This window comes from Methylophaga sp. (genome assembly GCF_009711715.1).
GTDB lineage: Bacteria > Pseudomonadota > Gammaproteobacteria > Nitrosococcales > Methylophagaceae > Methylophaga.
The window spans coordinates 16807-37975 of sequence record NZ_VENF01000011.1 but is presented as its reverse complement, the minus strand read 5'-3'; the positions used below and the strand labels follow the sequence as shown (position 1 = coordinate 37975).

The window sequence follows — 21169 nt, the reverse complement described above, 5'->3', positions numbered from 1 at the left end:
CCATCTGATTCTGCTTTAGTCCGTTTGTTTAGCCCAGAATTGAGTTGCCAGCTCATTGAAGCTTGTGATGACCTGACGCAGGTGCTCGCTGATGCTGACGGTGTGATCGGCTTCTTTATAATTCCGATCAGAGGAATCTCGGATGGTGTGAATACTTTTATTGATTTCTTCCGAGACCGTGCTTTGTTCTTCTACCGCTGCCGCAATTTGCCGGGTCATATCATTAATGTTTTCTATCGTCTGCAAAATATGCTCAAAAGCCGCAACGATTTCCTTGTTTTGTTCCGCGCTCATTTCTGCATGATTGATTCCCTGTTGCATCGCTTTGACCGCTGAAGTCGCGTCGCTCTGCAACTGGTCGACCATGCCCCGGATTTCTTCGGTGGATACCCGCGTGCGGCTGGCCAGAGAGCGAACCTCATCGGCGACAACAGCAAAGCCGCGACCGGCTTCTCCGGCCCGGGCCGCCTCAATCGCCGCATTAAGCGCCAAGAGGTTGGTCTGCTCGGAAATATCATTAATCACATCCAGAACGATAGCGATGTCCTGACTGCTTTTTTCCAGGGCTCTGATGGTGTCTGATGCCTGAACAAAGCTTTCCTGCAGTTGCCTGTTCACTTGGGTGGTGGTGTTAATAACCGCTTGCCCTTTTTCCACTGCCTGCAAGCCTTCACTGGCCATCAGGCTGGTGTTTTGCGCATTTTTTGAGACCTCCTGAATCGAGGCCACCATTTCATTGATCGCCGTAGCAACCTGCTCGGTTTCATTAAACTGCTGTTCCGCATAGCCTTTGGAGGCAACGATGGCATCTCCCAGTGATTGGGTTCTGTGACCCATCGCACCGGCACTGTCAGCAATACGACCAATCAGGCCTGCCGTTTCAGATTCCAGAAACCGCATGGCAAGCATCAGATTGCCGACTTCATCCCGGCGGCCGGTGTAAACATAGCGCGCAACCGGATCATCAAGAATCTCACTGGCATGCTTGAACAGGTCCTGCAGAGACTGACCGGAACGCCACAGGCCAGCAGCTGAAACGGCTAATCCAGCGAGAACAAAAAAAGCCGGTGAGAGGGTAGGGAAAAGCAAGCTGACCAGGAGCGAAAACAGGACCGGTAAACTGACCCATAGCAGCATGCTTACCCGGAAAGGCAGCTGATTACGGAGCTGCTTCATCTTCTTGCCGGCCCGGATTCCTTGGTACAGTTGATGGGCTCTTGCCACCCGTTCCGGGGAAGGTTTCCGTCTGACCGACTGATACTCAAGCTCACCATTGTCTTTGATCGTGGGGGTGACGTAGGCATCAACCCAGTAGTGATTACCATTCTTGCAACGGTTTTTGACCAGGCCCATCCAGGACTGCCCTGATTTAAGCCTGTCCCAGAGCATGGAAAAGGCTTCCGGCGGCATATCCGGATGCCGCACAATATTGTGACTTTTACCAATGAGTTCCTCTTCCGTGAAGCCGCTGATGTCAATAAAGTCTTTATTGACATAGCTGATAATTCCCTTACTATTTGTAGTGGAAAGAATATTGGCAGTATTCGAATAGCTTTCCTCTACCTGAGTAACTGGTTCATTAATCTTCATGGCTACCTCCTATTCTCAGCAGCCGCTTCTCTCCAGCACCCAAAGTGTTCTGAAAGACAAAGCACTACTAGGAACCGCTAGTAAACATTTTTTCCTTGGAAGAAAAAAATGTGACGTAGTCGAGGTTATAAGCTATTTACTGAAAAGGTCTAATACTAATTATGAATCAGCTGATTGCACGAAGTTATCAGTTCAAATATGACCTTAAGCAACTCAGGTCATTTCTGGCTGTAGCAGAAAAATTGAGTTTCCGGGGCGCTGCCGATTCCTTGTTTATTTCCCAGCCGGCTTTATCCAAACATATCGCTCAGCTGGAAGCGGCACTGGACTGCAAACTGTTTGTCAGGGACAAAAATCAGGTATTACTGACAAAGGCGGGAGAGGCTTTATACAGTACCCTGCCCATGGTGCTGGAGCAGCTTTATCAGACAACGTCCTCCCTAATCACTGAAGACAGGAATGAGCAAACTATCAAAATCGGTTATACCTGTGCAGCGATGGCCAGTTTCTTTCCCCACCTCATCAGAGAAATCCGTCAGGAGCTACCTAATTATGAGTTCGAGTTTTCCGAGGCGATGACAGATAAGTTGATTGATGATGTCAGTCAGCAGCAACTGGATGGCGCTTTTATCATGTCACGGCCTGATGAGCCTCAACTCAGATGTATAGATATCAGACCCGAACCGCTCGGACTGATGGTGCCGGATAATCATTTCCTGGCAGGGATGGACGTGGTATCGCTGTCAACTCTGGCCAGAGAGACGCTGATCCTGTTCCCGAGAAAAATGAACCCGATGCTTTACGATGAAATCACCAGTCATTGCGAAGCTGCCGGTTTTGTTCCCCGAAAAATTTTAGAAGCGCAGTCAGGTCATGCCGCCATTGGTTTTGTGGCTGCAGGTGCCGGTATTGCCTTTATCGCCGTGTCGATGGCGACAGCCTGTCTCAAGGGCACCTGTTTCAAGCCATTAAGTCCACCGGTGCCCCAGATTCATTACAGTTTTATAACTAGGCAGAGTGCCCGGGGCGAGTGGTTGAATGCGTTTGAACAGCAAATTCAGGAAACGCTATCGCCGGAGCGTTGCTGCGGCCACGGTGTCATCACGGAGAAAGCAGGAAAAGTCGGGGTTCATAACTGAAGATGGTTTGTTGATCTCCCACAGCCGGACAAGCTTACCGCCTGCCGTGATGCAGTGACGCTAAGATGCTGGTTTTTAGGTTAATTCGGGTCTATAGTGACAATTATGTGAACCAGTTATCAAAACCATATGAAAGTCCTGATTGTCGATGATGCGGAAATCGACTCCTTACTTTGCCAGAAAATTGTGGAAAGTCTCGACTACCGGCCTATTGCCGTGTCTTCAGCCGTTGAGGCACTTGAGATTCTTCACAAACCGGGTGCGCCTGACATAATCATCATGGACTGGTTTATGCCTGAGATCACCGGCATTGAACTTTGTGAGCGTGTCAGACGTATGCACCTGATGGTGGAACCTTTCATTTTAATCATGACGGCCAACACGGACCGTCATGCTGAAGCTGAAGCTCTCAACGCCGGTGCGGATGACTTTATTTCCAAACCTATCAACCGCATTGATATGGAAGCCAAGCTGCGGCTCGGCCGGCGCCTGATAAAAACCCAACTGGCGCTGCTGGTGGCCAACCAGAAATTACAAGAGAAACTCCAGTATGACGCGGTGACCGGCATCATGAACCGGCAGTCCGGACTCAGGGCTATCAGTGCCGCACTCTCAAGGCTGTCCCGGCAAAGTCATAACCAGGGACTACTGGTCCATTGCCATGTTCGTCTCAATACTGATAAGCAGAGTCGTTTCAAACACGATGTGCATGACAAAATCTATATTGAACTGGCGGGGCAACTGGCCCGGATTCTGAGGCAGAGTGATATTGTTGTGCGTTTCCGGGATGATGAGTTTCTGTTCTTCGCTGAAAGTGATCCGGATAGTCATCAAAACCTGATGCAGCGCATCGAACGCGCCATTGTTCGCGATTATGCCACTGAGGCCGAAGCGGACTCTTCGTTTTTAATCGCTGGACTGGTGATAAGGCCTGAGCAAGCGATGACGCCAGTTGAGAGCCTTTTGCAGCAAACTGAAATTATCCTCACCAATCTCCATAGTGTCGGTAAAAACACTGATTTGATTACGCTCTCTTCCAGTCGAAACACCCGGGTCGTCGATTTTGCAGATTACCGCCGCGCGCAAGCGAAAAACTAAACTCAAACTCCTGCTTATTTGGGCCTGATAAAAACGTCCCGCACTACAGCCGCTGGTCATTCATACCGTTTCTGATTCTGCCGCCGGGCCACCAGAATCTGAATTTTGAGTGCAGTTTCAAATCTTCTGAATTTTACATTTGAGATACTGAGCGGTGTTCAGGTCAATATGCGTCGAACTCAGTCTTAATCATTCCTGACGGACATAGATGCCTCATCAGCTTGTCGCACAGACAGGCGCGTCAAATAATGTAGGGAGAGCAGACATTTGAATTATCCGGCAAATCCAACGCTTAATCATGATTCACCTAAACACGGCCATTCATTGAACCCGGCTGAAAAGCGGCACCGACGGCTTCAATGGATTGCACTTATTTTCAGCGTGTTTGTATTGTTTTCGCTGCGGGCAGAGGCAGAAGATCAAATCCTTGCTCCCTCCGGGGAACCTTTTTCCTATGCCTGGTTGAAAGGCTACGCCAAATCCCTGGCTGAGAAACCCTATCAAGATCAGCAGAACGAATTACCCGAATCACTGAGGGGGATGGATTGGGATGAATACCAGCAAATTCAATTTAACAGAGACAGTGCCCTGTGGCGTGAGGATGACCTTGCTTTCAGAACCGAGCTTTTTCATCTGGGGCTCTACTTTGAAAAGCCGGTTCAGGTTTATGAACTCGACGAAGGGGTAGTCACACGCGTCGAATACTCTCCCTCCATGTTCAATTACGGTAAATCCGACATAAACAGTGAAGCATTACCCGCTGATCTGGGTTTTGCCGGTTTCAGAATGCAGTTTCAGAATGACTGGAAACGCGATTTTATTTCCTTCCTTGGGGCCAGTTACTTCCGTGCTGTGGGTAAAGAAATGCAATATGGTCTATCGGCACGAGGACTGGCAATAGACACGGCCCTGGCAGAAGCGGAAGAATTTCCGATGTTCACTCACTTCTGGTTACAAAAACCGCAACCTGGCAGCGATAAGGTCATTGTTTATGCCCTGCTTGATTCGCCCAGCGTGTCGGGTGCTTACCGCTTCGAAATACAACCGGGGGGCGTGCTGAAAAACAGGGTCGATGCAGCGATTTATCCACGCACGCCGATCGAGCGTCTGGGCATAGCGCCCCTGACCAGTATGTACATGATCGGTGAGAACAGCCGTCGTGCCAATTGGGACTGGCGTCCCGAAATTCATGACTCTGATGGTTTGTTCATGCACACGGGGGGCGATGAATGGATATGGCGCCCGCTGGTGAATCCAAGACAGCTGCGATTCAATTCATTTTCAGATAACAATCCCAAAGGCTTTGGTCTGATGCAGCGTGATCGTGATTTTGATCATTATCAGGATGACGGTGTCTTCTATAACCTGAGGCCCAGTCTCTGGATAGAACCGCTCAATGACTGGGGGAAGGGCGCGGTACAACTGGCCGAGATACCGACGCTTGATGAAACCTTCGACAATATAGTTGCCTTCTGGAACCCGGCAAAGCCTGTAGAGCCCGGTGAGGAGTTGCTTTACAGCTATAACATGTACTGGGGCAGTAACCTGCCGACAAAAGCGGAACTGGCAAAAGTGGTCGATACCTTCACTGGGCTTGGCGGCGTCATCGGCAAAAAGCGGGAATATTACAGTAAACGTTTCGTTATTGACTTTGCCGGCGGGCGTTTATCAATGCTTGCCGAGGATGCGGAGGTCGAAGCAGTCATTAGCAGTTCTGACGGCAGGGTCGAAATTACTTCGGCACGGCCGCAAAATGCGATCGAAGGCTATCGGATCATGTTTGATCTGGTACCGCCGGAAAACAGTACACAACCGATTGATCTGCGTGCTCATCTCGTGGTTAATGGACAACCGCTGACGGAAACCTGGGTTTATCAGTGGACGCCACCACCACAGGCTGAGCGTAAACTTCACAATGCCGGCCATCTGAAATGATGGCTGTCTTGTTATCTGGCATATCAGGTTAATGGTTCGGTTCCCTGCTGACGCTGCACACAGGCATCGAAAATCTGATCGTGAATGGTGTCAGCGTCAGTCTCTACAGGCTGAATAAAGACCTGTCCGGCGATGGCGAGCAAATCTTTACGGCCTTGTGACTCGCTGTATATCTTCCTGATGTTAGCTTCAAACTCTTCCCAGTTGTGACCCTCTTTATGTCGTATTTGCTGGATTTCATAGGCAGTACCAGCCTGATAGGCGCAACTGGTGATATTGTCACGATCGAGGGGTTGGGCTGACACATTGGCCATGCTTGAGTTGAGTAACAAAAAAGCGGTTTTTATCAGCATTTTTTATCACCTTTGCAAGGAAATTGATTAGAAACAGTAGCGCGCAATAGCGTTTCTGGCAATCGGTATCATAGCGGCAGGCTGACACAGTCATGGCGGCTTAATAAGACCTTCTCAGGCGACCTCAGCCAAATCTGATGATGCTTGAACGTTTCTCGTCATTGGTAAATCCAGTTTAATGATGGCATCTTAAAAACATGTATCGATTTAAACTGCTGAAATGGCTACTTGTTTTCAGCGTCTTTCTCGCTGGATGTGATGAGACCCCGCAAAACGAACAGTACAGCACTTTTGAAGCGATCAAAAGTGCTGGGAAACTCCGAATTGTCACTCGTAATGCGCCCACAAGCTGGTATATCAATGCTGATGGTCAACCGACCGGATTTGAGTATGATTTGGGCCGCCTCTACAGTCAGTATTTAGGTCTGGAGCCGGAATTCATTGTTGAAGACAGCATTGGCGATGTATTCAATGCCTTGAGCACTGGTAAGGCGGATATAGCCGCTGCAGGGCTAACGGTATTGGAATCCAGAAAACACAGGTTTCTCGTGGGCCCGGCTTATGACAGTGTCCACCAGGTTTTAGTCTGTCATCGTGATGGCTTTAACCCGGAAGGCTATGATGAGCTTTCCGAGGTCACTATCCGTGTTGTTGCTGACAGCAGCTACGCTGAACGTCTGGCTGAAATCAAACAGAATAAAAACACGGCACTGGCATGGCAGGAAACCGACAGGTTTTCTACTGAAGAGTTGCTTGAGCAGGTCGCTGAGGAGCGCGTCGATTGCACAGTCGCTGACGCCACTATCGTGAAAATCAACAGGCGGTATTTTCCTGAGCTCAGAGTGATGATGCAGATAACCGATTCCCAGCCCGTCGCCCTCTACCTGCCAGCTGGTGCCCATGAACTTCAAACTGAGCTTGAAGCCTGGTTCAAACAGTTCCAAAAAAGCGCTCAACCGGATAGGCTGGAAGATCGTTACTATGGTTATTTCAGAGAATTCGATTACGTTGATGTGAGCGTGCTCAAGCGTCGGGTTGATAAGCGTTTACCACGTTATAAAAAGTTTTTCCGGGTTGCGGCTGAACGCTATGATTTGCCTCTGACTACGCTTCTCGCACAGGCGTATCAGGAATCTCATTGGGACCCGGATGCGGTGTCGCCCACCGGGGTGAAGGGCATAATGATGCTGACCAGGAACACAGCTGAGGCTATGGATGTTGTGGACAGAACTGACGCCAAGCAAAGTATCATGGGTGGCGCCCGCTATCTGAGACGAATGATGAGCCGTTTCAGGGATGAGGTGATGAACGAGGACAGGCTTTACCTTGGTCTGGCTGCTTACAATATTGGCAGGGGGCATATGCATGATGCCCAGTCTCTGGCTCGGCAACTGAATCTTAATCCCTACGTCTGGCATGACATGAAAAAGGTACTGCCATTACTGACCAAGAAAAAATACTATAAAAATCTCAGATATGGTTACGCCAGAGGCACCGAGCCCGTGCGTTATGTACAGCGAATCAGAGAGTACCAGCATATCCTCGGCAATGAGCTTGAATAACCGGTTTTAATTTGAGTTATCACCCTGATGGTGATCGTCTAGCGTATTTTCAGTGCAGCCTGAGGATGATTGTGCGACCGGGTTTCTGAAGGAGAGCAGGGCATGGATGGCCCGCCAGGCAGCCTGTTGATCCAGTTGTAATGGCTGTAAGTCGACATGTGCCAGGCCATCGATCAGAAATAATTGCGCCTGGTTTTCAGGCAGGCTGCTGTCCAGAGCCTGACTCTGGGTGTAAGGAATAATGCTGTCATCAGTGCCATGAACCAGCAGTAACTCTGCTTCGAGTGCTGATAAATCTTTATTGGCGAGGTTCAACATGGCCAGTTGTTCTTTCATCGCGGCGGGCAGACTGGCTAATAAATCATCACTACGTTCGCGTTGTTTATTGTCGATCAGCGCCAGAACAGCCTTGCCCTGAGCGCTGAGCTTGCTGCGTAAGTCCTCGATATCAGCATCCGCTTGAGCCAGTTTGCGTTTGGCAATCCGGGTCAGTGTCTGCTGATCCTGCTCGCTGTCCAGCAAATCTGCATTGCTCATCACAAAAGCCCATTTACCGTAATGGTTGGGCTCTTTATGCTGCCATTCGCCATTTTCGCGGAAATAGCCGGTAGTGAAGTAGCGGACGACCTGATTCAGGTCATAATAGCCCCCGACCGACAGCACAAAGTCCACCTGCTCTGGTCGTGGATAACCAAGCGCGGCGAGCACAGCAGGACCTGCCATGTAACTGAATCCACCGACCCCGGCTGGCGTGTCCTTTTTCAGTCCGGACCGGTTACGCAGATACTCGAATGCATCCATCAGGCCCTGTACATCCTGCCGCCGCACTTTAAGCTGACGGAGGTTGGCTAAATCCGGAATGAGCACCATAAATCGAGCGCGGGCGAGGGTATGAGCAAAACTGACCAGACGGGAATCATTTTTTCCGGCTTCAGCCAGCCCCGGTGATAACACGATGGCAGCGAGCGGGGCTTTGCCGGGAGTATATAAATCAGCCTCGTACTGCTCACCGTCGACTTGATATGACACGACTTCGCGGTAAGGCGGACAGGTGATTTGCTTAAGATAGGACGCCTCATCAGCGGCAGCGAGATCCTTTAATACCCAGGTCGCCTCATCATCAGGCAGGAACAGGCCACACCCAGACAATGACAGCATTAAGGTGATGACCATCAGGTAGTTGCAAATACGGTCGCGTCGATGAGGCATGACGGGGTACTCCCGGTCAGCGGAATAGATTCAAAAACTGCCTGTTAATTGTGTCATGTTATGCGCTCATCGCAAAAGCAATCCGGGGCTCGTTGCAGCAATGCAGGCCCAACGTGTCAAAAGCGGGACTTTTTTAAGCTGCTGCCTGTCCTTAATCAGAGTACTGATAAGAGATGCCTTATGACTTTCCAACAAAAACTGATATCGCTGGTGGCTTTATTGCTGAGTCTGACAGCGCTGCAATTAAACGCAGAGGAAGCGGCAGGGACGCTGAATGTCCCGGTCGCAATTGAACTTTTCACCAGCGGTGGCATCGATCCCGACACGCATCCCAATCTATACGAAAAGTTCGCGGTGGATTTAGTGAAACAACTCGAACAGACTGATTTGGAGGCATTTACTGCATTGGCAGAACAGGACAATATTCATGCACAGACGTTGCTGGGGCTATTATTCAGTCTGCCCAATAAGGCGGGGGAAGGGCAGGTCTTGTCTAATCTGGTGATGGTGCCTTCTCCCAAAATGCAGAACTATGTCGAGAATTTCCAGCTACCGGTCACGGATCTGGTTGAGCGGGACCCACAAAAATCAAAACACTACCTGCAAAAAGCGGCTGCAAGGCAAAACACCCTGGCAGAAACCCTGCTGGCCGAAGCAATTATGCAGACCGAAGGTGAACGTCCGGATTTTGAGAAATCGCGAGAATATTTTCAGCGGGCGGCTTTAAAACAGCACCTCAGGGCACAAATCGGACTGCTGCAGGTGTCAGCGATTTTGGAAGAAGATGTTGATCCGGTAATCATGAAGCAGATATTCAGTGAAATGACCGGTCAATAGATTTACCAGGCGATGCGTTCATGCTGCCAGTCCAGAAAAGACAGCTCGCCGTCCGGTTCCAGCGAGTCGAGAATTGCGAGCAATCGTTCCGCGACAAATGTCGGCTGAAACAGCTTGCCCTCAGGCACATTTTTGCTGAAGGGTCTCGATAATGGAGTATCGGCGGTGCCCGGGTGAAAAGCCAGCAATTTTACCTCCGGTGCGCGGCGGGCATATTCAACAGCCGCAGATTTGAGCAGCATATTTAAAGCCGCTTTGCTGGCACGGTAGCTGTACCAGCCACCTAAGTGATTGTCGTCAATACTGCCCACCCGGGCACTGAATATCGCGACTTTGCATAGGGCAGACTGTTTTAACAATGGCAGCAGATGTTTGAGCCAGAGTGCCGGTGTGATGGCATTAACCTGAAAAACGTGCTGCATCGAGTCTGAATCGAGATCTTCCAGGCGTTTTTCCGGGCTGACCTGGTCATCATGCAGAATGCCATGGCAAATAAAAACCTGGTCATAATATCGCCCCGATTCGTTAAATGTGTTCACGAGCCTGGCCATTGAGGCTTCAGAATAATCTGACTGATGCCAGGCTAAACCTTTGTATATTGAAGGCTGGCTGCCGCGACTGACGACAGTAATCTGCGCCGGCTGTTTTGATTGGAGAAGCTGGTTGATGATGGCCCGGCCGATATGACTGCCACCGCCGATAATCAATGCTGAGTGTGTCATGCCTGCACTGTCAGCCTCAGGCTGTGAAATTTCCGTCGTCCTAATCAGCGAAACTGTATTTCCACTGAATATCACTCGCCGGCATCATCTGGCTGACACTGAGTCGAATCATGCCGGTCGGATCGCTGGGCTGACCGATGACGACATAACGGCGTCCAGACTCGGTAAAGCCGACGCCACGCTGCTGATCAAACTCCCGAATCGGGCTGCTGTTACGCAGTGTAAATGGCAGCAACTCATCCTCGTCATCGGCCGGCTTAAACGGTGGCACCGTCTCGGGCCGCTGTCGTAAACCGACAAAAATTTCCTGCTCATCAGGCAAAACCAGAATATTCCAGTGATAGAGGGTCATGACTGAGTTGGCATTGTTTTCCATGTGAATCCAGAAGTTGACGAACAGCTGTCATTCTGAATGTTTACTAATAGGCTGGCAAACTCGACTAACATCAAAAAGCCAACACAGGGGTTGGCTTTTTGATGTCATCACGGGCAATCGATTAATTATTATCAACAGGTTTCAGTGGCGACTGATCTGAACTCGAAAGATATTCAGGGCGCGGTTTCAGATTACTGTATGGCTCGATGACTTTGTTTTCCACACTGTTATAGACGAACATCAACACGGACCGAGGCCAGGGGGAGATATTATCCGGTGAGCCGTGCAGCAGGTTACATTCATGAATCACCAGGGTGCCTGGCTTGCCCTTGATTGAGACCAGACCGTTATCTTTGAGAATCTGATTAATGCTTTCCGGTTCAGGCACACCGGCGACTTGTTTTTTGAGTGATTTCTGGTGGTTATTCAGCTCAGTTGTTCCCTGGCAGGACACATATTTTTTATGTGAGCCCGGCACGACGTAAAGCGGGCCGTTGAATTCATTATTCTCATCAAGCATCAGCCATACGGTGACAGCGCGCATACGGGGCATGCCATCTTCGACGTGCCAGGTTTCAAAGTCTGAATGCCAGGAAAAAGATTTTCCCTTAAACGCCGGTTTGATGTTGAGCCGTGACTGCATCAGGTAGACATCGGAGCCCAGCAGTTGATTAACGATGTCGAGGATCCGGCGATCGCGGGAGAATCTGTCCATCAAGTCACTGTGCTGATGCAGGGCAAAAATACTCCTGAGCTCATGACTATCGGGTTCGGTGACCAGTTCTTCGCGGCCGGCCATTTGCTGTTTCATTTTGCCGATTTCTGTCACCAGCGGCTCAACCATTTCCGGTAGAAAATCTGGTAGCGTGATGAATCCATCCCGTTCAAATTGAGCTAACTGATTCCGGTTTAATGCATATGGACTCGTAGGTTCTTCGTAGTCATAAACGACCGGGTCCAGTCGCTCCAGAATTTCCTCTTTTTTTCCTACTCGGGACGGGTAGCAATCCTGAGCAGCATTCATTTTGTATGCCTCCTTTTGTTCTTATTTATCAGTTGAAGAAAAAATAACTCGTCAAAGCAATTGATCTTAAACTTAAGCGTAACAGACAAATTTTTGAATTTTAACTACCACAGATACCCGTGTGCATAGGCAATCATGGCGAGATCGAAGCGCTTAAATGCACCATTAGACCGCCATACAATGACTTGCGGACCATGCGAGGATTTGAAATGACTAAACCCGTTATCACAGGCATTAAAAGTCCTGTTGAAAACGGGAAACAATGACGAGGATAAAGGGAAAATATGAGCTGCCAGTGCCAATTGTGAGGCAGGCGCGGTTTGGATATTGGAGGAATTCTTGGTGGGTGCTGAGGGGATCGAACCCCCGACCCTCGCCTTGTAAGGGCGATGCTCTCCCAGCTGAGCTAAGCACCCCAAGAAAGCGTGGCATTCTACAACATCTTTGCAGAATGTGAAGGCTTTGTTCCAACTTTTTTGGAAACCTATGAAGAAAGAAAAGCTTAGCGTCAGCTCAATCATGCAAATGACATCAAAAAGGGAGAATGAAGAGAATCTCTGCGATTTCTTCACTCCCCGAGCTCATGTTGATATCTTGCCAAACCTCAACATGAGTGACGATGAATAGTGATCAGGCAACTACCCTGCAAAATTCGCCATCCCATTTAAATAAATAAGGTGTGATTTGCTGATGCAGGGTCAGATGGTTTTTCCACCAGATTCTGAATTTCTCGAATAATTCCTGGGTCTGGCTATCAAGGTTTTTGACCTCACAGACATCGAGCAGGGCATCGAGAAAATCATTAGCCTGCTTTTCATAGTCTGTGACCAGTGGCGACTCGTACTGACGCAGGATCAGCAGTTCTGTTTTGAAGTGCATTTGTAGCTGGGAGTAAAGCATCATGACATGTTTGATCAGGTTGTTTTCTTCTCTTTTCAAAAACAGGTAATGGACAGAATTGATGCTGGCCAGAATCGCACGATGCTGTTCATCAATGATTTCTTTATGCTGCTCAAACTCTTCATGCCAGCTGAGTAGCATGGGCGTTTTCTTGTGTTGCGTCATCGCTTCTATACTCAAAAGTCACTAAGCGAATATTGCGCTTGTGATCAGCATGATTATGTGACGCAGTTAACATAATTGAAAAAGGGGAGGCTGGCAAAGGCAGGCTCCCCTCTCTAGGTAAAATGTCCGTCTGACTGATTAGCGCAGTGTCCGGCTAAACAGGTTTAACGCCAGCTGGTAACCTAGCATCGCAGTCTGGGCATCGTAGCGGCCGCCGTCTCCTTCATCACGCATAAATGCGTGCTCGGCATTGAACTCATGCCAGGTAAACCTGATATTCGTCTGGTTCAGCAGGTGATGAATCTTATCCAGTCCTTCACGCGGTACATGGTTATCCTGCTTGCCCCAGATCATCAGCAGTTCGCCTTTGATATCGCCCAGACGTTCCATACTGTGCTGGCCCGGTTTATTAGGGATTTTCTGGATATGCAGGTCGGTGGCGTAAAAACAGGCTGTCCCTTTGACTTCCGGTTGTAATGCAGCACGAAACGCCAGGTGGCCACCAATGCAGTAACCCATCGCGCCGATATGGCCGTTGCTCCATGGCTGAGTTTTGACGTATTCGATCATGGCAGCATTGTCTGAATCATAAGCCTGAACATCCTTGGCTTCCTTATCGGCATTCCCCTTGTCACGACCGGCGTCGTCGTAACCGAGCACGGTGCCAATCGGATTCAGCTCATGAAAGACTTCGGGCACCAGTACTGCATAACCGTGGCTTGCCATTAAGCGGGCTGCGCGTTCTATGGGACCGGTCTGCTGGAAGATCTCTGAATAAAACAGAATGACCGGATAACTGCCATCCCCGACCGGACGGTGGATATAGGTACGCATGACGCCGGTGGGAGTATCCAGATCAACAAAATCGCTTTGAATTTTCATAGTGAGTCCGCTTCTTTTGATTCAGAAAAAAGCAATTGTACATGGTCGTCTGGTTCACGCCAGCGTTGCCTGATGGAGAAACACCGTTCGAGGATAGGAGAAATCCGCGTTTTGCTTCATAATAATCGGCTTTGAGTTGTGATTGAGAATGATATTGAGTCCGAACTCGCGTTTGTGGCTTGTGTCTGATTCTGAGTTTGCCTGAGACCGGTGTGACGATGACCCGGAAAATCATCAGAGCAGGTCTTAGTTTACCTTGATAATAGAAATGAGTATCATTATCAAGAGTATCCTTAATGTATAGAACCATCGCAACTCCAGGAGATAGAACGATGACAATCAATGGTTTCAAACGCCAATATTTGATCAGCTTACTGACTGCCGCCACGTTGTTCACCGCGCCCGTTACCTTTGCCAATGGCCCGGTAGGCGAGCATGTGAATCACCTGTCAGACAACATTGAAACCTATTCGCAGGAAGTGAACTGGCTCAGCACCAAAGTCGATGAGATGATCAGCCGCTATCAACAAGGCGGCGTGGAAGAAGCCAAGCCTGATTTGCTGGTCGAGTATTGGGAAGAAGTCAAATTCCACTCAGCCATTGAAACCAATTATGTGCCCGTCTATGCCTCAATCTGGCAGGGCCTGTTTGGGCTTAAAGGCGCCATTGAAGAAAAAGCCTCAATTGAAGAAATACGCAAGCAGCAGCGTTTTCTGGAGCAATCGTTATGGCAGGCGCTGGGCGCAGTCAAGCTGGCTGCTCAGTATCAGGAAAAAGGCCTGACTGACAAGGTTGCTACTACCCAGGCTAACCCCGGCAATTCACTGGAAGCGCTCGACGCTATTAAAAGCCGACTGGATCGGGTAGTGGCGAAATATGCCGAGAAGCTGTCGAAAGAAGCTGTCAACATTGTTCACGACACCTATCTGAACTTGTTTGAAGGGGTTGAAGGTGAACTGATCTCTCTGGATGCCGATTTGGTGGAAGACCTGGAAAAAGACTTCAATGTCGTGCTGCCGCAAGCGATTCAAAACGGTAAAAGCATTGATGAAGTCCGCGACATCGTTAACACAATGAAAGGCAAGATAGATACAGCGCATTCTTTACTGGAAAAATCTGCTGAAGAGAGAAAGGACGTTTTCTAAATGCAACGCAGAACCTTCATACAATCCCTGGCAGCACTGGCTGCTGCCGGGGCTTTGCCACTCAATATCAGTCAGGTACTGGCCGATCCGGCCAATGCCGTTTCTGTTGAGGCGTTACCCAGACTTGAAGGCGAATTGACACTCTACCTGGGAAGAGGAGAGGGTGGACTGTATGAAAATGTGATTAAAGCGATTGAAGATCGTAACCCGGATCTGAAATTGCGAATCCGCCGCGGCCCAACGGCCTCCCTGACCAATGCCATTCTGGCTGAAGCCAAAGCAGGGGTGCGGCGTGCCGATCTGTTCTGGGCGGTCGACTCCGGTGCGGTTGGGATGGTCACTGCCGCCGGGCTGGCACAGGCACTGCCGGCAGAACTGACCGGGCAGTTACGTGATGAATTCCGCTTTCCTGACTGGGCGCCGATAACCGGACGGATTCGTACCATTCCTTTCAACACCGAGCGTTTGACTGCTGACAAGATTCCCAATGACATTATGGCCTTGCCGGATACGGACTATAGTGTCGGCTGGGCACCGGCTTACGCGGCTTTTCAGTCCTTTGTCACCGGTATGCGAATACTGGAAGGGGATAAAGTCACCGCCGAATGGCTCACAGCGATGAACAGAAAGGCCAAGAAATTCGCGGGTGAGCTGGGCGTGGTCATGGCCGTCGAGCGCGGTGAGGTCGATATCGGTCTGGCGAATCATTACTACACGCTGCGTCTGAAAGCCGGTAAGCCCGATGCCAATGTGGATTTAGCCTTTACCAATAATGATGCCGGCTGTCTGGTTAATGCATCCGGGATTCTCGCTCTCAAGGAAGGCGAGCTGCCAGCCAATTTTATTCGTTATCTGCTGACCAAAGAAGTACAGTCTTACCTCGCTGAAGAGGCGTGCGAGATTCCCCTGGTTAATGGGGTGCTGCCACCAGAAGGGTTGCCGAGATTAAAAACCATCAATCCGCCTCAAATTGATCTGACCCGTCTGGCTGATCTGCGTCCGACGATTGACCTGATGCGTGACGTCGGCGTTTTATGAAGCGATGGTCTCCGTCCTATCCACTGGCTTTTATCATTGCATTGATTGCGGTGATGCCGGTGCTTGTGTTGATGGTACTGGCCGCTGACAGCCCACAGCTGTTTGATTCACGCAATCTGCACAGCCTCACCAATACCCTGGCCCTGATGGTGTTCACAGCAGGCGGTGCGGTGCTTATTGGTGTGCCGCTGGCCTTGCTGACTGCCTATGTCAGACTGCCGTGGGGGAAATTCTGGCTGGTCTTACTGGCTGCGCCGCTGGCGATACCCAGCTATATAGGCGCTTTCACACTCTATGCGGCCTTCGGCCCCGGTGGCGAAATAGAACAGTTAACCGGCCTGACCACGCCAAGCTTTGATGGTTTGTTCGGTTCCAGTGTGGTGATGGCACTGTATACCTATCCGTTTGTGATGCTGACCGTGCGGGCCTCTTTGCTCAGTCTTGATGCCAGTCTGGTTTATGCTGCCCGTACCCTGGGCATGTCACTGCTCAGCAGTTTGTGGACAGTGGTGCTGCCACGTATCACCAACGGCATCGCTGCCGGTGCTTTGCTGGCTGCAATGTATGCGCTGTCCGATTTTGGTACTCCCGCCATTCTGCGACTGGATACCTTCACCCGCATGATTTATGTCGAATACAACAGCTTCGGCCTGAGTCAGGCGGCAATGCTGTCACTACAGCTGTTGGTCATTGTGGGGCTGATTCTGTTTCTGGAGTCCCGGGTTAAAGGCACCCATGAAAGGCCCGGTAAATCGCTGACCTTGTGGCCGGGTAGACTGCGCACCTCAATGATGCTGTTGGCCTGTATGCCGGTGATTGCTTTGTCAATTCTGCTGCCACTGGCCGTATTCGGTATCTGGTTGTGGCGGGAAGGCACAGGCAGCTTTGAACTGGTCTATGCCTGGAACTCCGCCTATGCCGCTTTATTCGCCGCCATCGCCACCGTGTTGTTTGCTTTACCCGTGGCCCAGGCTGCCATCAGTGGCAAATTTGGTCGCCTGCTGGAGCGAGTGAGTTATCTCGGCTTTGGCGTGCCCGGTATTGTGATGGGGACTGCTCTGGTCTATGTCGGCCTGCAGCTGTCGATGCTCTACCAGACCTTGGCCTTATTGGTGCTGGCCTATGTGATGCGTTTTTTGCCATTGGCAGTCGGTTCCATTCGTTCGACTTCGGAGCGACTCGATCCCAGCCTGGTTAAGGCAGCCCGATTGCTCGGCGCCAGTCGAAAAGAAGCCTTTCGCCGTATTACCCTGCCGTTGAGTATTCGCGGTATTGTTGCCGGTGCGGCTTTGGTATTTCTCGAAGTCATGCGAGAATTACCCGCCACGTTGATCCTGAGCCCACTGGACTTTGAAACGCTGGCCACTTATCTGTGGCGGGTTTATGAGGCTGGTTACTTTGGCCAGGCAGCGATCCCGGGTTTATTACTGGTAGTGATTTCCGGTCTGGCTTTGGCCGTGATGTTCTTCGGTGAGCGCTGGAATCAGACGGATGTAATTGAGGAGGAGCCATCTCTCTCATGATTGAAGTTCAGAATGTGTCTGTCCATTACGGCCAGAAAAAAGTGGTCGATGATCTCAGTCTGGTGCTGGGCGATTCTGAACTGCTGACGCTGGTTGGACCGACCGGCTGTGGTAAAACCACCATCCTGCAGGCGCTGGCCGGACTGATTCCTATCTCGGAAGGCACGATCAGGCTGGGTGCTCAGACCGTTACTGCTGACAAAACCATTGCCCCGGAAAAACGTCACGTTGGCATGGTGTTCCAGGACTTTGCCCTGTTTCCACACCTGACGGTTGAGCAGAATGTCGGTTTCAAACTCAAAGACAACAGCCGGGCCGATCACTGGATTCAATTGCTCGGTCTGACACCCTGGCGAAATGCCAAACCCGCCAATTTGTCGGGTGGTCAGAAACAGCGGGTGGCACTGGCCCGTACGCTGGCGCATGAACCCGCCTTTGTGTTGCTTGATGAGCCACTGTCCAATCTGGATGCAGCACTGAAAGACGACCTGCGTTGGGAGATTCGACATGCACTGAAAGATGCCGGTGTGCCTGCCATCTGGGTGACCCACGATCAGGAAGAAGCACTGTCGGTGGGCGACCGGATCGGTGTCCTCAAAGAGGGCAAACTAGAACAAATCGGCACACCGGAAAGCTGTTTCAGCGAGCCCCGGAACCGCTTTGTGGCACGTTTCCTTGGTGATGCCAGCTTCCTGCCCGGAATACTGGATCCAGACAGTAATATCGTGGCTACGCCACTGGGTAATGCACCCGCATCACCCGTCAATGGTGCACAGGGCGATGTAGACCTGCTGCTGCGTCCGGATGACTTGTCACTCAAACTCGACGCACAGGGCAATGGCGAGATCATCTGGAGCCGTTACGAAGGCAGCGCCCGCCTTTATGGTGTCAAAACCGATACCGGTGCTACCGTGAAAATCCGCTGCAGTCATGAAAACATCGCAGAACCCGGACAGCGGGTGATGATGCATATCATCACCACGCACCCTCTGGCCGTATTCGACCATTCAGATGCGCAATAGATAAGCCGTAGGTTGGGTGGCGCACTGGCGATACCCAACAACGGCCTCCTGACAATACTTCAACGACGCGCTGAGCCATATCTCATCACACAACGCAGTGCCAGGCGACTTAATCCAGCTAGAAAAATCCGCCAGCTCTGCGTTAAAAAGGCTTGATACCGTATAATGTGCGCCATCAAAGAGCGACACCAACTTTAGGCGCTCATTCTAAATTTGCTCAACAATCTTCAGAAAGAATTAGCAAGGATCAAGCATGTCGAAAATTATCTACACGAAAGTCGATGAATCTCCCGCTGCAGCCACGTTTTCACTGCTACCGATTATTCGTGCCTTTACCAAGCCCGCGGATATTGACTTTGAAATCAGTGATATCTCACTGGCGGGTCGGATTATCGCTAACTTTCCGGATAATTTGACTGAAGCACAACGCATTCCTGATCACCTGGCTGAACTGGGCAAACTGACCCAGGATCCGGCCACTAATATCATCAAATTGCCCAATATCTCTGCGTCGATTCCGCAGTTAAAAGCCGCTATTAAAGAACTCCAAGCCAAAGGCTACGATCTGCCTGACTACCCGGACAGTCCGGAAAATGACGAACAACAGAAAATCAAAGATCGCTATGCCAGAGTGCTGGGCTCAGCAGTCAACCCGGTATTACGTGAAGGCAACTCCGACCGTCGCGCCCCGGCGGCGGTGAAAAATTATGCCCGCAGTCATCCGCACTTTATGGGGGAATGGAAAGCCGATTCTGCCACGGATGTGGCCCATATGGAGGCGGATGATTTCTACGGCAGTGAACAGTCGGTGACCTCATCCAAAGTTAATGAATATAAAGTGACGTTTGTCGATAAGGCCGGCAAGGAAACCGTGCTGAAACAATCCATCCCGGTGCTGGCTGGAGAAGTGATTGATGCTTCGCGTATGCGTGCCAGAAGTCTGCAGGCCTTTTATACCGATGCGATTGCCAAAGCAAGGCAAAACAATGTCTTGCTGTCACTGCATCTGAAAGCGACGATGATGAAAGTCTCTGATCCGATTCTGTTCGGTTTTGCGGTCAAAACTTATTTCAAAGACCTGATTGAAAAGCATGGCGCTTTGTTTGATGAACTGGGTGTGAATTTCAATAACGGTCTGGGGGACCTCTACAGCCGGTTGGAAAACGTCGATGCTGATACGCGTGCTCAAATTGAAGCCGATATCGAAGCGGTTTATGCCAGGCAACCGGATTTGGCGATGGTCGATTCCAATAAGGGCATTACCAACTTCCATGTGCCTTCTGATGTCATCGTCGATGCGTCGATGCCGGCTATGATTCGTGCCGGCGGTAAAATGTGGGATAAAAATGGCGAGCAGAAAGATACGCTGGCAATGATCCCGGACCGTTGCTATGCCGGTGTCTATAAAACCGTGGTCGATGACTGCAAAGCCAAGGGTGCTTTGGATCCGGTCACCATGGGCTCAGTGCCGAATGTCGGTCTGATGGCACAAAAAGCCGAAGAATACGGTTCGCATGATAAAACTTTCCAGGCGAAAGCCGATGGTCAGATCATCGTTACCGACCTCGACGGTGAAACCATCTTTGCGTTTGATGTGGAAGAGGGTGATATTTTCCGTATGTGCCAGACCAAAGATGCGCCGATTCAGGACTGGATTAAACTGGCCGTCAGTCGTTCGCGACTATCGAATACTCCGGCTATTTTCTGGCTGGATCAGAACCGGGCGCATGATGCCCAGCTCATCAGCAAAGTGCACCAATACCTGCCAGATCTGGACACCGATGGTCTGGATATTCGTATTCTGGCCCCGGTTGTGGCGACACAAATCACCCTGGACCGAATGCGTAAAGGGGAAGACACGATTTCTGTGACGGGTAACGTCTTGCGTGACTACAACACCGACCTGTTCCCGATTCTGGAACTGGGCACTTCAGCCAAGATGCTGTCAGTTGTACCTTTGATGAAAGGCGGTGGTCTGTTTGAAACCGGTGCCGGCGGTACCGCGCCGAAGTTGCTCAGCCAGTTACAGGAAGAGAATCATCTCAGCTGGGATTCACTGGGCGAACTGATGGCCCTCGCGGCTTCACTGGAACATCTTGCCAATACGCAAAATAATGCCCGGGCCAGAGTACTGGCTGACACGCTGGATGCAGCTACCGGCACACTGCTGCAGGAAAATAAATCACCCAAAGAGAAAACCGGTGAGCTGGATAATCGCGGCAGCCATTTCTATCTCGCTATGTACTGGGCGCAGGCACTGGCCGAACAGAGTGATGACAGTCAGTTGAAACAGGTGTTCACGCCGATCGCCCGGGCTATGGCTGAGAACGAAGACAAGATTGTTAGAGACCTGACAGTGGTTCAGGGCAAAGCCGTCGATATGGGGGGATACTACCTGCCGGATGATGCTGAAATGCTCAGCATTATGCGCCCGAGTGAGACATTCAATAAAATTCTGGCTGAATTGATCTGAAACAGTAGTTTCACTGACCGCTGTAAAAAAAGCCCTCGAAGCGAGGGCTTTTTTGTTTGTTATATGTCATGCACATTGTCTGTCATCGTTTGCTAAGTCGAGAGAGCCCGAAGCCGTGCATTCGTCGCCTTGACCAGCTTAGATAAAAACTTCAGTCCCTCACTCTGGTCTGTTAT

18 protein-coding genes and 1 tRNA gene are annotated in these 21169 nt (G+C 50.4%); 10 read left to right on the top strand and 9 right to left on the bottom strand.

What is annotated here, in order from left to right; all coding sequences use genetic code 11:
* Window positions 1–15: 15 nt before the first annotated feature.
* The gene (locus FH755_RS08400; protein WP_292440510.1) at window positions 16–1590 is read right to left on the bottom strand and encodes a PAS domain-containing methyl-accepting chemotaxis protein; all 1575 of its coding nucleotides are present in this window, start codon (window positions 1588–1590) and stop codon (window positions 16–18) included.
* Window positions 1591–1751: 161 nt separating this feature from the next.
* Between FH755_RS08400 and FH755_RS08395 the strand changes: the two genes are divergently transcribed.
* The 3 genes from FH755_RS08395 (at window position 1752) to FH755_RS08385 (ending at window position 5762) form a co-directional block, all read left to right on the top strand.
* On the top strand, window positions 1752–2729 hold the full coding sequence (locus FH755_RS08395) for a LysR family transcriptional regulator (protein ID WP_292440508.1): 978 nt from the start codon (window positions 1752–1754) through the stop codon (window positions 2727–2729).
* A 129-nt stretch (window positions 2730–2858) separates the two neighbouring features.
* Window positions 2859–3827 (top strand): response regulator, encoded by a 969-nt coding sequence (locus tag FH755_RS08390; RefSeq protein WP_292440506.1) that lies wholly within the window; start codon window positions 2859–2861, stop codon window positions 3825–3827.
* 267 nt (window positions 3828–4094) lie between these two features.
* Window positions 4095–5762: a glucan biosynthesis protein gene (locus FH755_RS08385; RefSeq protein ID WP_292440504.1), complete on the top strand. Its 1668-nt coding sequence runs from the start codon at window positions 4095–4097 to the stop codon at window positions 5760–5762.
* 23 nt (window positions 5763–5785) lie between these two features.
* Here the strand turns inward: FH755_RS08385 and FH755_RS08380 are convergent, their stop codons facing one another.
* Window positions 5786–6115 (bottom strand): hypothetical protein, encoded by a 330-nt coding sequence (locus tag FH755_RS08380; protein WP_292440502.1) that lies wholly within the window; start codon window positions 6113–6115, stop codon window positions 5786–5788.
* Between the two features lie 197 nt (window positions 6116–6312).
* Here FH755_RS08380 and mltF point away from each other — a divergent pair, with 197 nt between their 5' ends.
* Window positions 6313–7677 (top strand): membrane-bound lytic murein transglycosylase MltF, encoded by a 1365-nt coding sequence (gene mltF / locus FH755_RS08375; RefSeq protein ID WP_292440500.1) that lies wholly within the window; start codon window positions 6313–6315, stop codon window positions 7675–7677.
* A gap of 6 nt (window positions 7678–7683) precedes the next feature.
* Here the strand turns inward: mltF and FH755_RS08370 are convergent, their stop codons facing one another.
* Window positions 7684–8886, bottom strand: coding sequence for a hypothetical protein (locus tag FH755_RS08370; RefSeq protein WP_292440498.1), 1203 nt, complete (start codon window positions 8884–8886; stop codon window positions 7684–7686).
* 180 nt (window positions 8887–9066) lie between these two features.
* Here FH755_RS08370 and FH755_RS08365 point away from each other — a divergent pair, with 180 nt between their 5' ends.
* The gene (locus FH755_RS08365; RefSeq protein ID WP_292440496.1) at window positions 9067–9723 is read left to right on the top strand and encodes a hypothetical protein; all 657 of its coding nucleotides are present in this window, start codon (window positions 9067–9069) and stop codon (window positions 9721–9723) included.
* A 2-nt stretch (window positions 9724–9725) separates the two neighbouring features.
* On the opposite strand, the gene FH755_RS08360 is transcribed toward FH755_RS08365, so the two are convergent.
* The 6 genes from FH755_RS08360 to FH755_RS08335 form a co-directional block, all read right to left on the bottom strand.
* On the bottom strand, window positions 9726–10445 hold the full coding sequence (locus tag FH755_RS08360; RefSeq protein WP_292440494.1) for an SDR family NAD(P)-dependent oxidoreductase: 720 nt from the start codon (window positions 10443–10445) through the stop codon (window positions 9726–9728).
* Window positions 10446–10485: 40 nt separating this feature from the next.
* Window positions 10486–10821 carry a hypothetical protein gene (locus FH755_RS08355; RefSeq protein WP_292440492.1) on the bottom strand — a complete coding sequence of 112 codons (336 nt, stop codon included), beginning with the start codon at window positions 10819–10821 and terminating at the stop codon, window positions 10486–10488.
* 121 nt (window positions 10822–10942) lie between these two features.
* Entirely contained in the window at window positions 10943–11845 is a 903-nt protein-coding gene (locus tag FH755_RS08350) for a phytanoyl-CoA dioxygenase family protein (RefSeq protein ID WP_292440490.1), read from the bottom strand.
* Between the two features lie 340 nt (window positions 11846–12185).
* Window positions 12186–12261, bottom strand: a tRNA-Val gene (locus tag FH755_RS08345).
* Window positions 12262–12475: 214 nt separating this feature from the next.
* Complete coding sequence (locus FH755_RS08340; protein ID WP_292440488.1) at window positions 12476–12910, bottom strand: chemotaxis protein; 435 nt, start codon at window positions 12908–12910, stop codon at window positions 12476–12478.
* A gap of 138 nt (window positions 12911–13048) precedes the next feature.
* Entirely contained in the window at window positions 13049–13792 is a 744-nt protein-coding gene (locus tag FH755_RS08335) for a dienelactone hydrolase family protein (RefSeq protein ID WP_292440486.1), read from the bottom strand.
* A 332-nt stretch (window positions 13793–14124) separates the two neighbouring features.
* Here FH755_RS08335 and FH755_RS08330 point away from each other — a divergent pair, with 332 nt between their 5' ends.
* The 5 genes from FH755_RS08330 to FH755_RS08310 all read left to right on the top strand — a co-directional run bounded on the left by FH755_RS08330 (window position 14125) and on the right by FH755_RS08310 (window position 20993).
* On the top strand, window positions 14125–14937 hold the full coding sequence (locus tag FH755_RS08330) for a hypothetical protein (protein WP_292440484.1): 813 nt from the start codon (window positions 14125–14127) through the stop codon (window positions 14935–14937).
* Window positions 14938–15975: a substrate-binding domain-containing protein gene (locus FH755_RS08325; RefSeq protein ID WP_292440482.1), complete on the top strand. Its 1038-nt coding sequence runs from the start codon at window positions 14938–14940 to the stop codon at window positions 15973–15975.
* Window positions 15972–17498: an iron ABC transporter permease gene (locus tag FH755_RS08320; protein WP_292440480.1), complete on the top strand. Its 1527-nt coding sequence runs from the start codon at window positions 15972–15974 to the stop codon at window positions 17496–17498. Before FH755_RS08325 ends, FH755_RS08320 begins: the two co-directional genes overlap by 4 nt.
* Complete coding sequence (locus FH755_RS08315) at window positions 17495–18520, top strand: ABC transporter ATP-binding protein (RefSeq protein ID WP_292440478.1); 1026 nt, start codon at window positions 17495–17497, stop codon at window positions 18518–18520. Before FH755_RS08320 ends, FH755_RS08315 begins: the two co-directional genes overlap by 4 nt.
* 253 nt (window positions 18521–18773) lie before the next feature.
* Window positions 18774–20993 (top strand): NADP-dependent isocitrate dehydrogenase, encoded by a 2220-nt coding sequence (locus tag FH755_RS08310; RefSeq protein WP_292440476.1) that lies wholly within the window; start codon window positions 18774–18776, stop codon window positions 20991–20993.
* The last annotated feature ends 176 nt before the right edge of the window (window positions 20994–21169 follow it).

What these genes read in the sequence shown, in the direction of transcription:
- FH755_RS08400 (WP_292440510.1), bottom strand. Translation starts at nt 1,590, where the DNA reads ATGAAGATTAATGAACCAGTTACTCAGGTAGAGGAAAGCTATTCGAAT.
- FH755_RS08395 (WP_292440508.1), top strand. Translation starts at nt 1,752, where the DNA reads ATGAATCAGCTGATTGCACGAAGTTATCAGTTCAAATATGACCTTAAG.
- FH755_RS08390 (WP_292440506.1), top strand. Translation starts at nt 2,859, where the DNA reads ATGAAAGTCCTGATTGTCGATGATGCGGAAATCGACTCCTTACTTTGC.
- FH755_RS08380 (WP_292440502.1), bottom strand. Translation starts at nt 6,115, where the DNA reads ATGCTGATAAAAACCGCTTTTTTGTTACTCAACTCAAGCATGGCCAAT.
- mltF (WP_292440500.1), top strand. Translation starts at nt 6,313, where the DNA reads ATGTATCGATTTAAACTGCTGAAATGGCTACTTGTTTTCAGCGTCTTT.
- FH755_RS08370 (WP_292440498.1), bottom strand. Translation starts at nt 8,886, where the DNA reads ATGCCTCATCGACGCGACCGTATTTGCAACTACCTGATGGTCATCACC.
- FH755_RS08365 (WP_292440496.1), top strand. Translation starts at nt 9,067, where the DNA reads ATGACTTTCCAACAAAAACTGATATCGCTGGTGGCTTTATTGCTGAGT.
- FH755_RS08360 (WP_292440494.1), bottom strand. Translation starts at nt 10,445, where the DNA reads ATGACACACTCAGCATTGATTATCGGCGGTGGCAGTCATATCGGCCGG.
- FH755_RS08355 (WP_292440492.1), bottom strand. Translation starts at nt 10,821, where the DNA reads ATGGAAAACAATGCCAACTCAGTCATGACCCTCTATCACTGGAATATT.
- FH755_RS08350 (WP_292440490.1), bottom strand. Translation starts at nt 11,845, where the DNA reads ATGAATGCTGCTCAGGATTGCTACCCGTCCCGAGTAGGAAAAAAAGAG.
- FH755_RS08340 (WP_292440488.1), bottom strand. Translation starts at nt 12,910, where the DNA reads ATGACGCAACACAAGAAAACGCCCATGCTACTCAGCTGGCATGAAGAG.
- FH755_RS08335 (WP_292440486.1), bottom strand. Translation starts at nt 13,792, where the DNA reads ATGAAAATTCAAAGCGATTTTGTTGATCTGGATACTCCCACCGGCGTC.
- FH755_RS08330 (WP_292440484.1), top strand. Translation starts at nt 14,125, where the DNA reads ATGACAATCAATGGTTTCAAACGCCAATATTTGATCAGCTTACTGACT.
- FH755_RS08325 (WP_292440482.1), top strand. Translation starts at nt 14,938, where the DNA reads ATGCAACGCAGAACCTTCATACAATCCCTGGCAGCACTGGCTGCTGCC.
- FH755_RS08320 (WP_292440480.1), top strand. Translation starts at nt 15,972, where the DNA reads ATGAAGCGATGGTCTCCGTCCTATCCACTGGCTTTTATCATTGCATTG.
- FH755_RS08315 (WP_292440478.1), top strand. Translation starts at nt 17,495, where the DNA reads ATGATTGAAGTTCAGAATGTGTCTGTCCATTACGGCCAGAAAAAAGTG.
- FH755_RS08310 (WP_292440476.1), top strand. Translation starts at nt 18,774, where the DNA reads ATGTCGAAAATTATCTACACGAAAGTCGATGAATCTCCCGCTGCAGCC.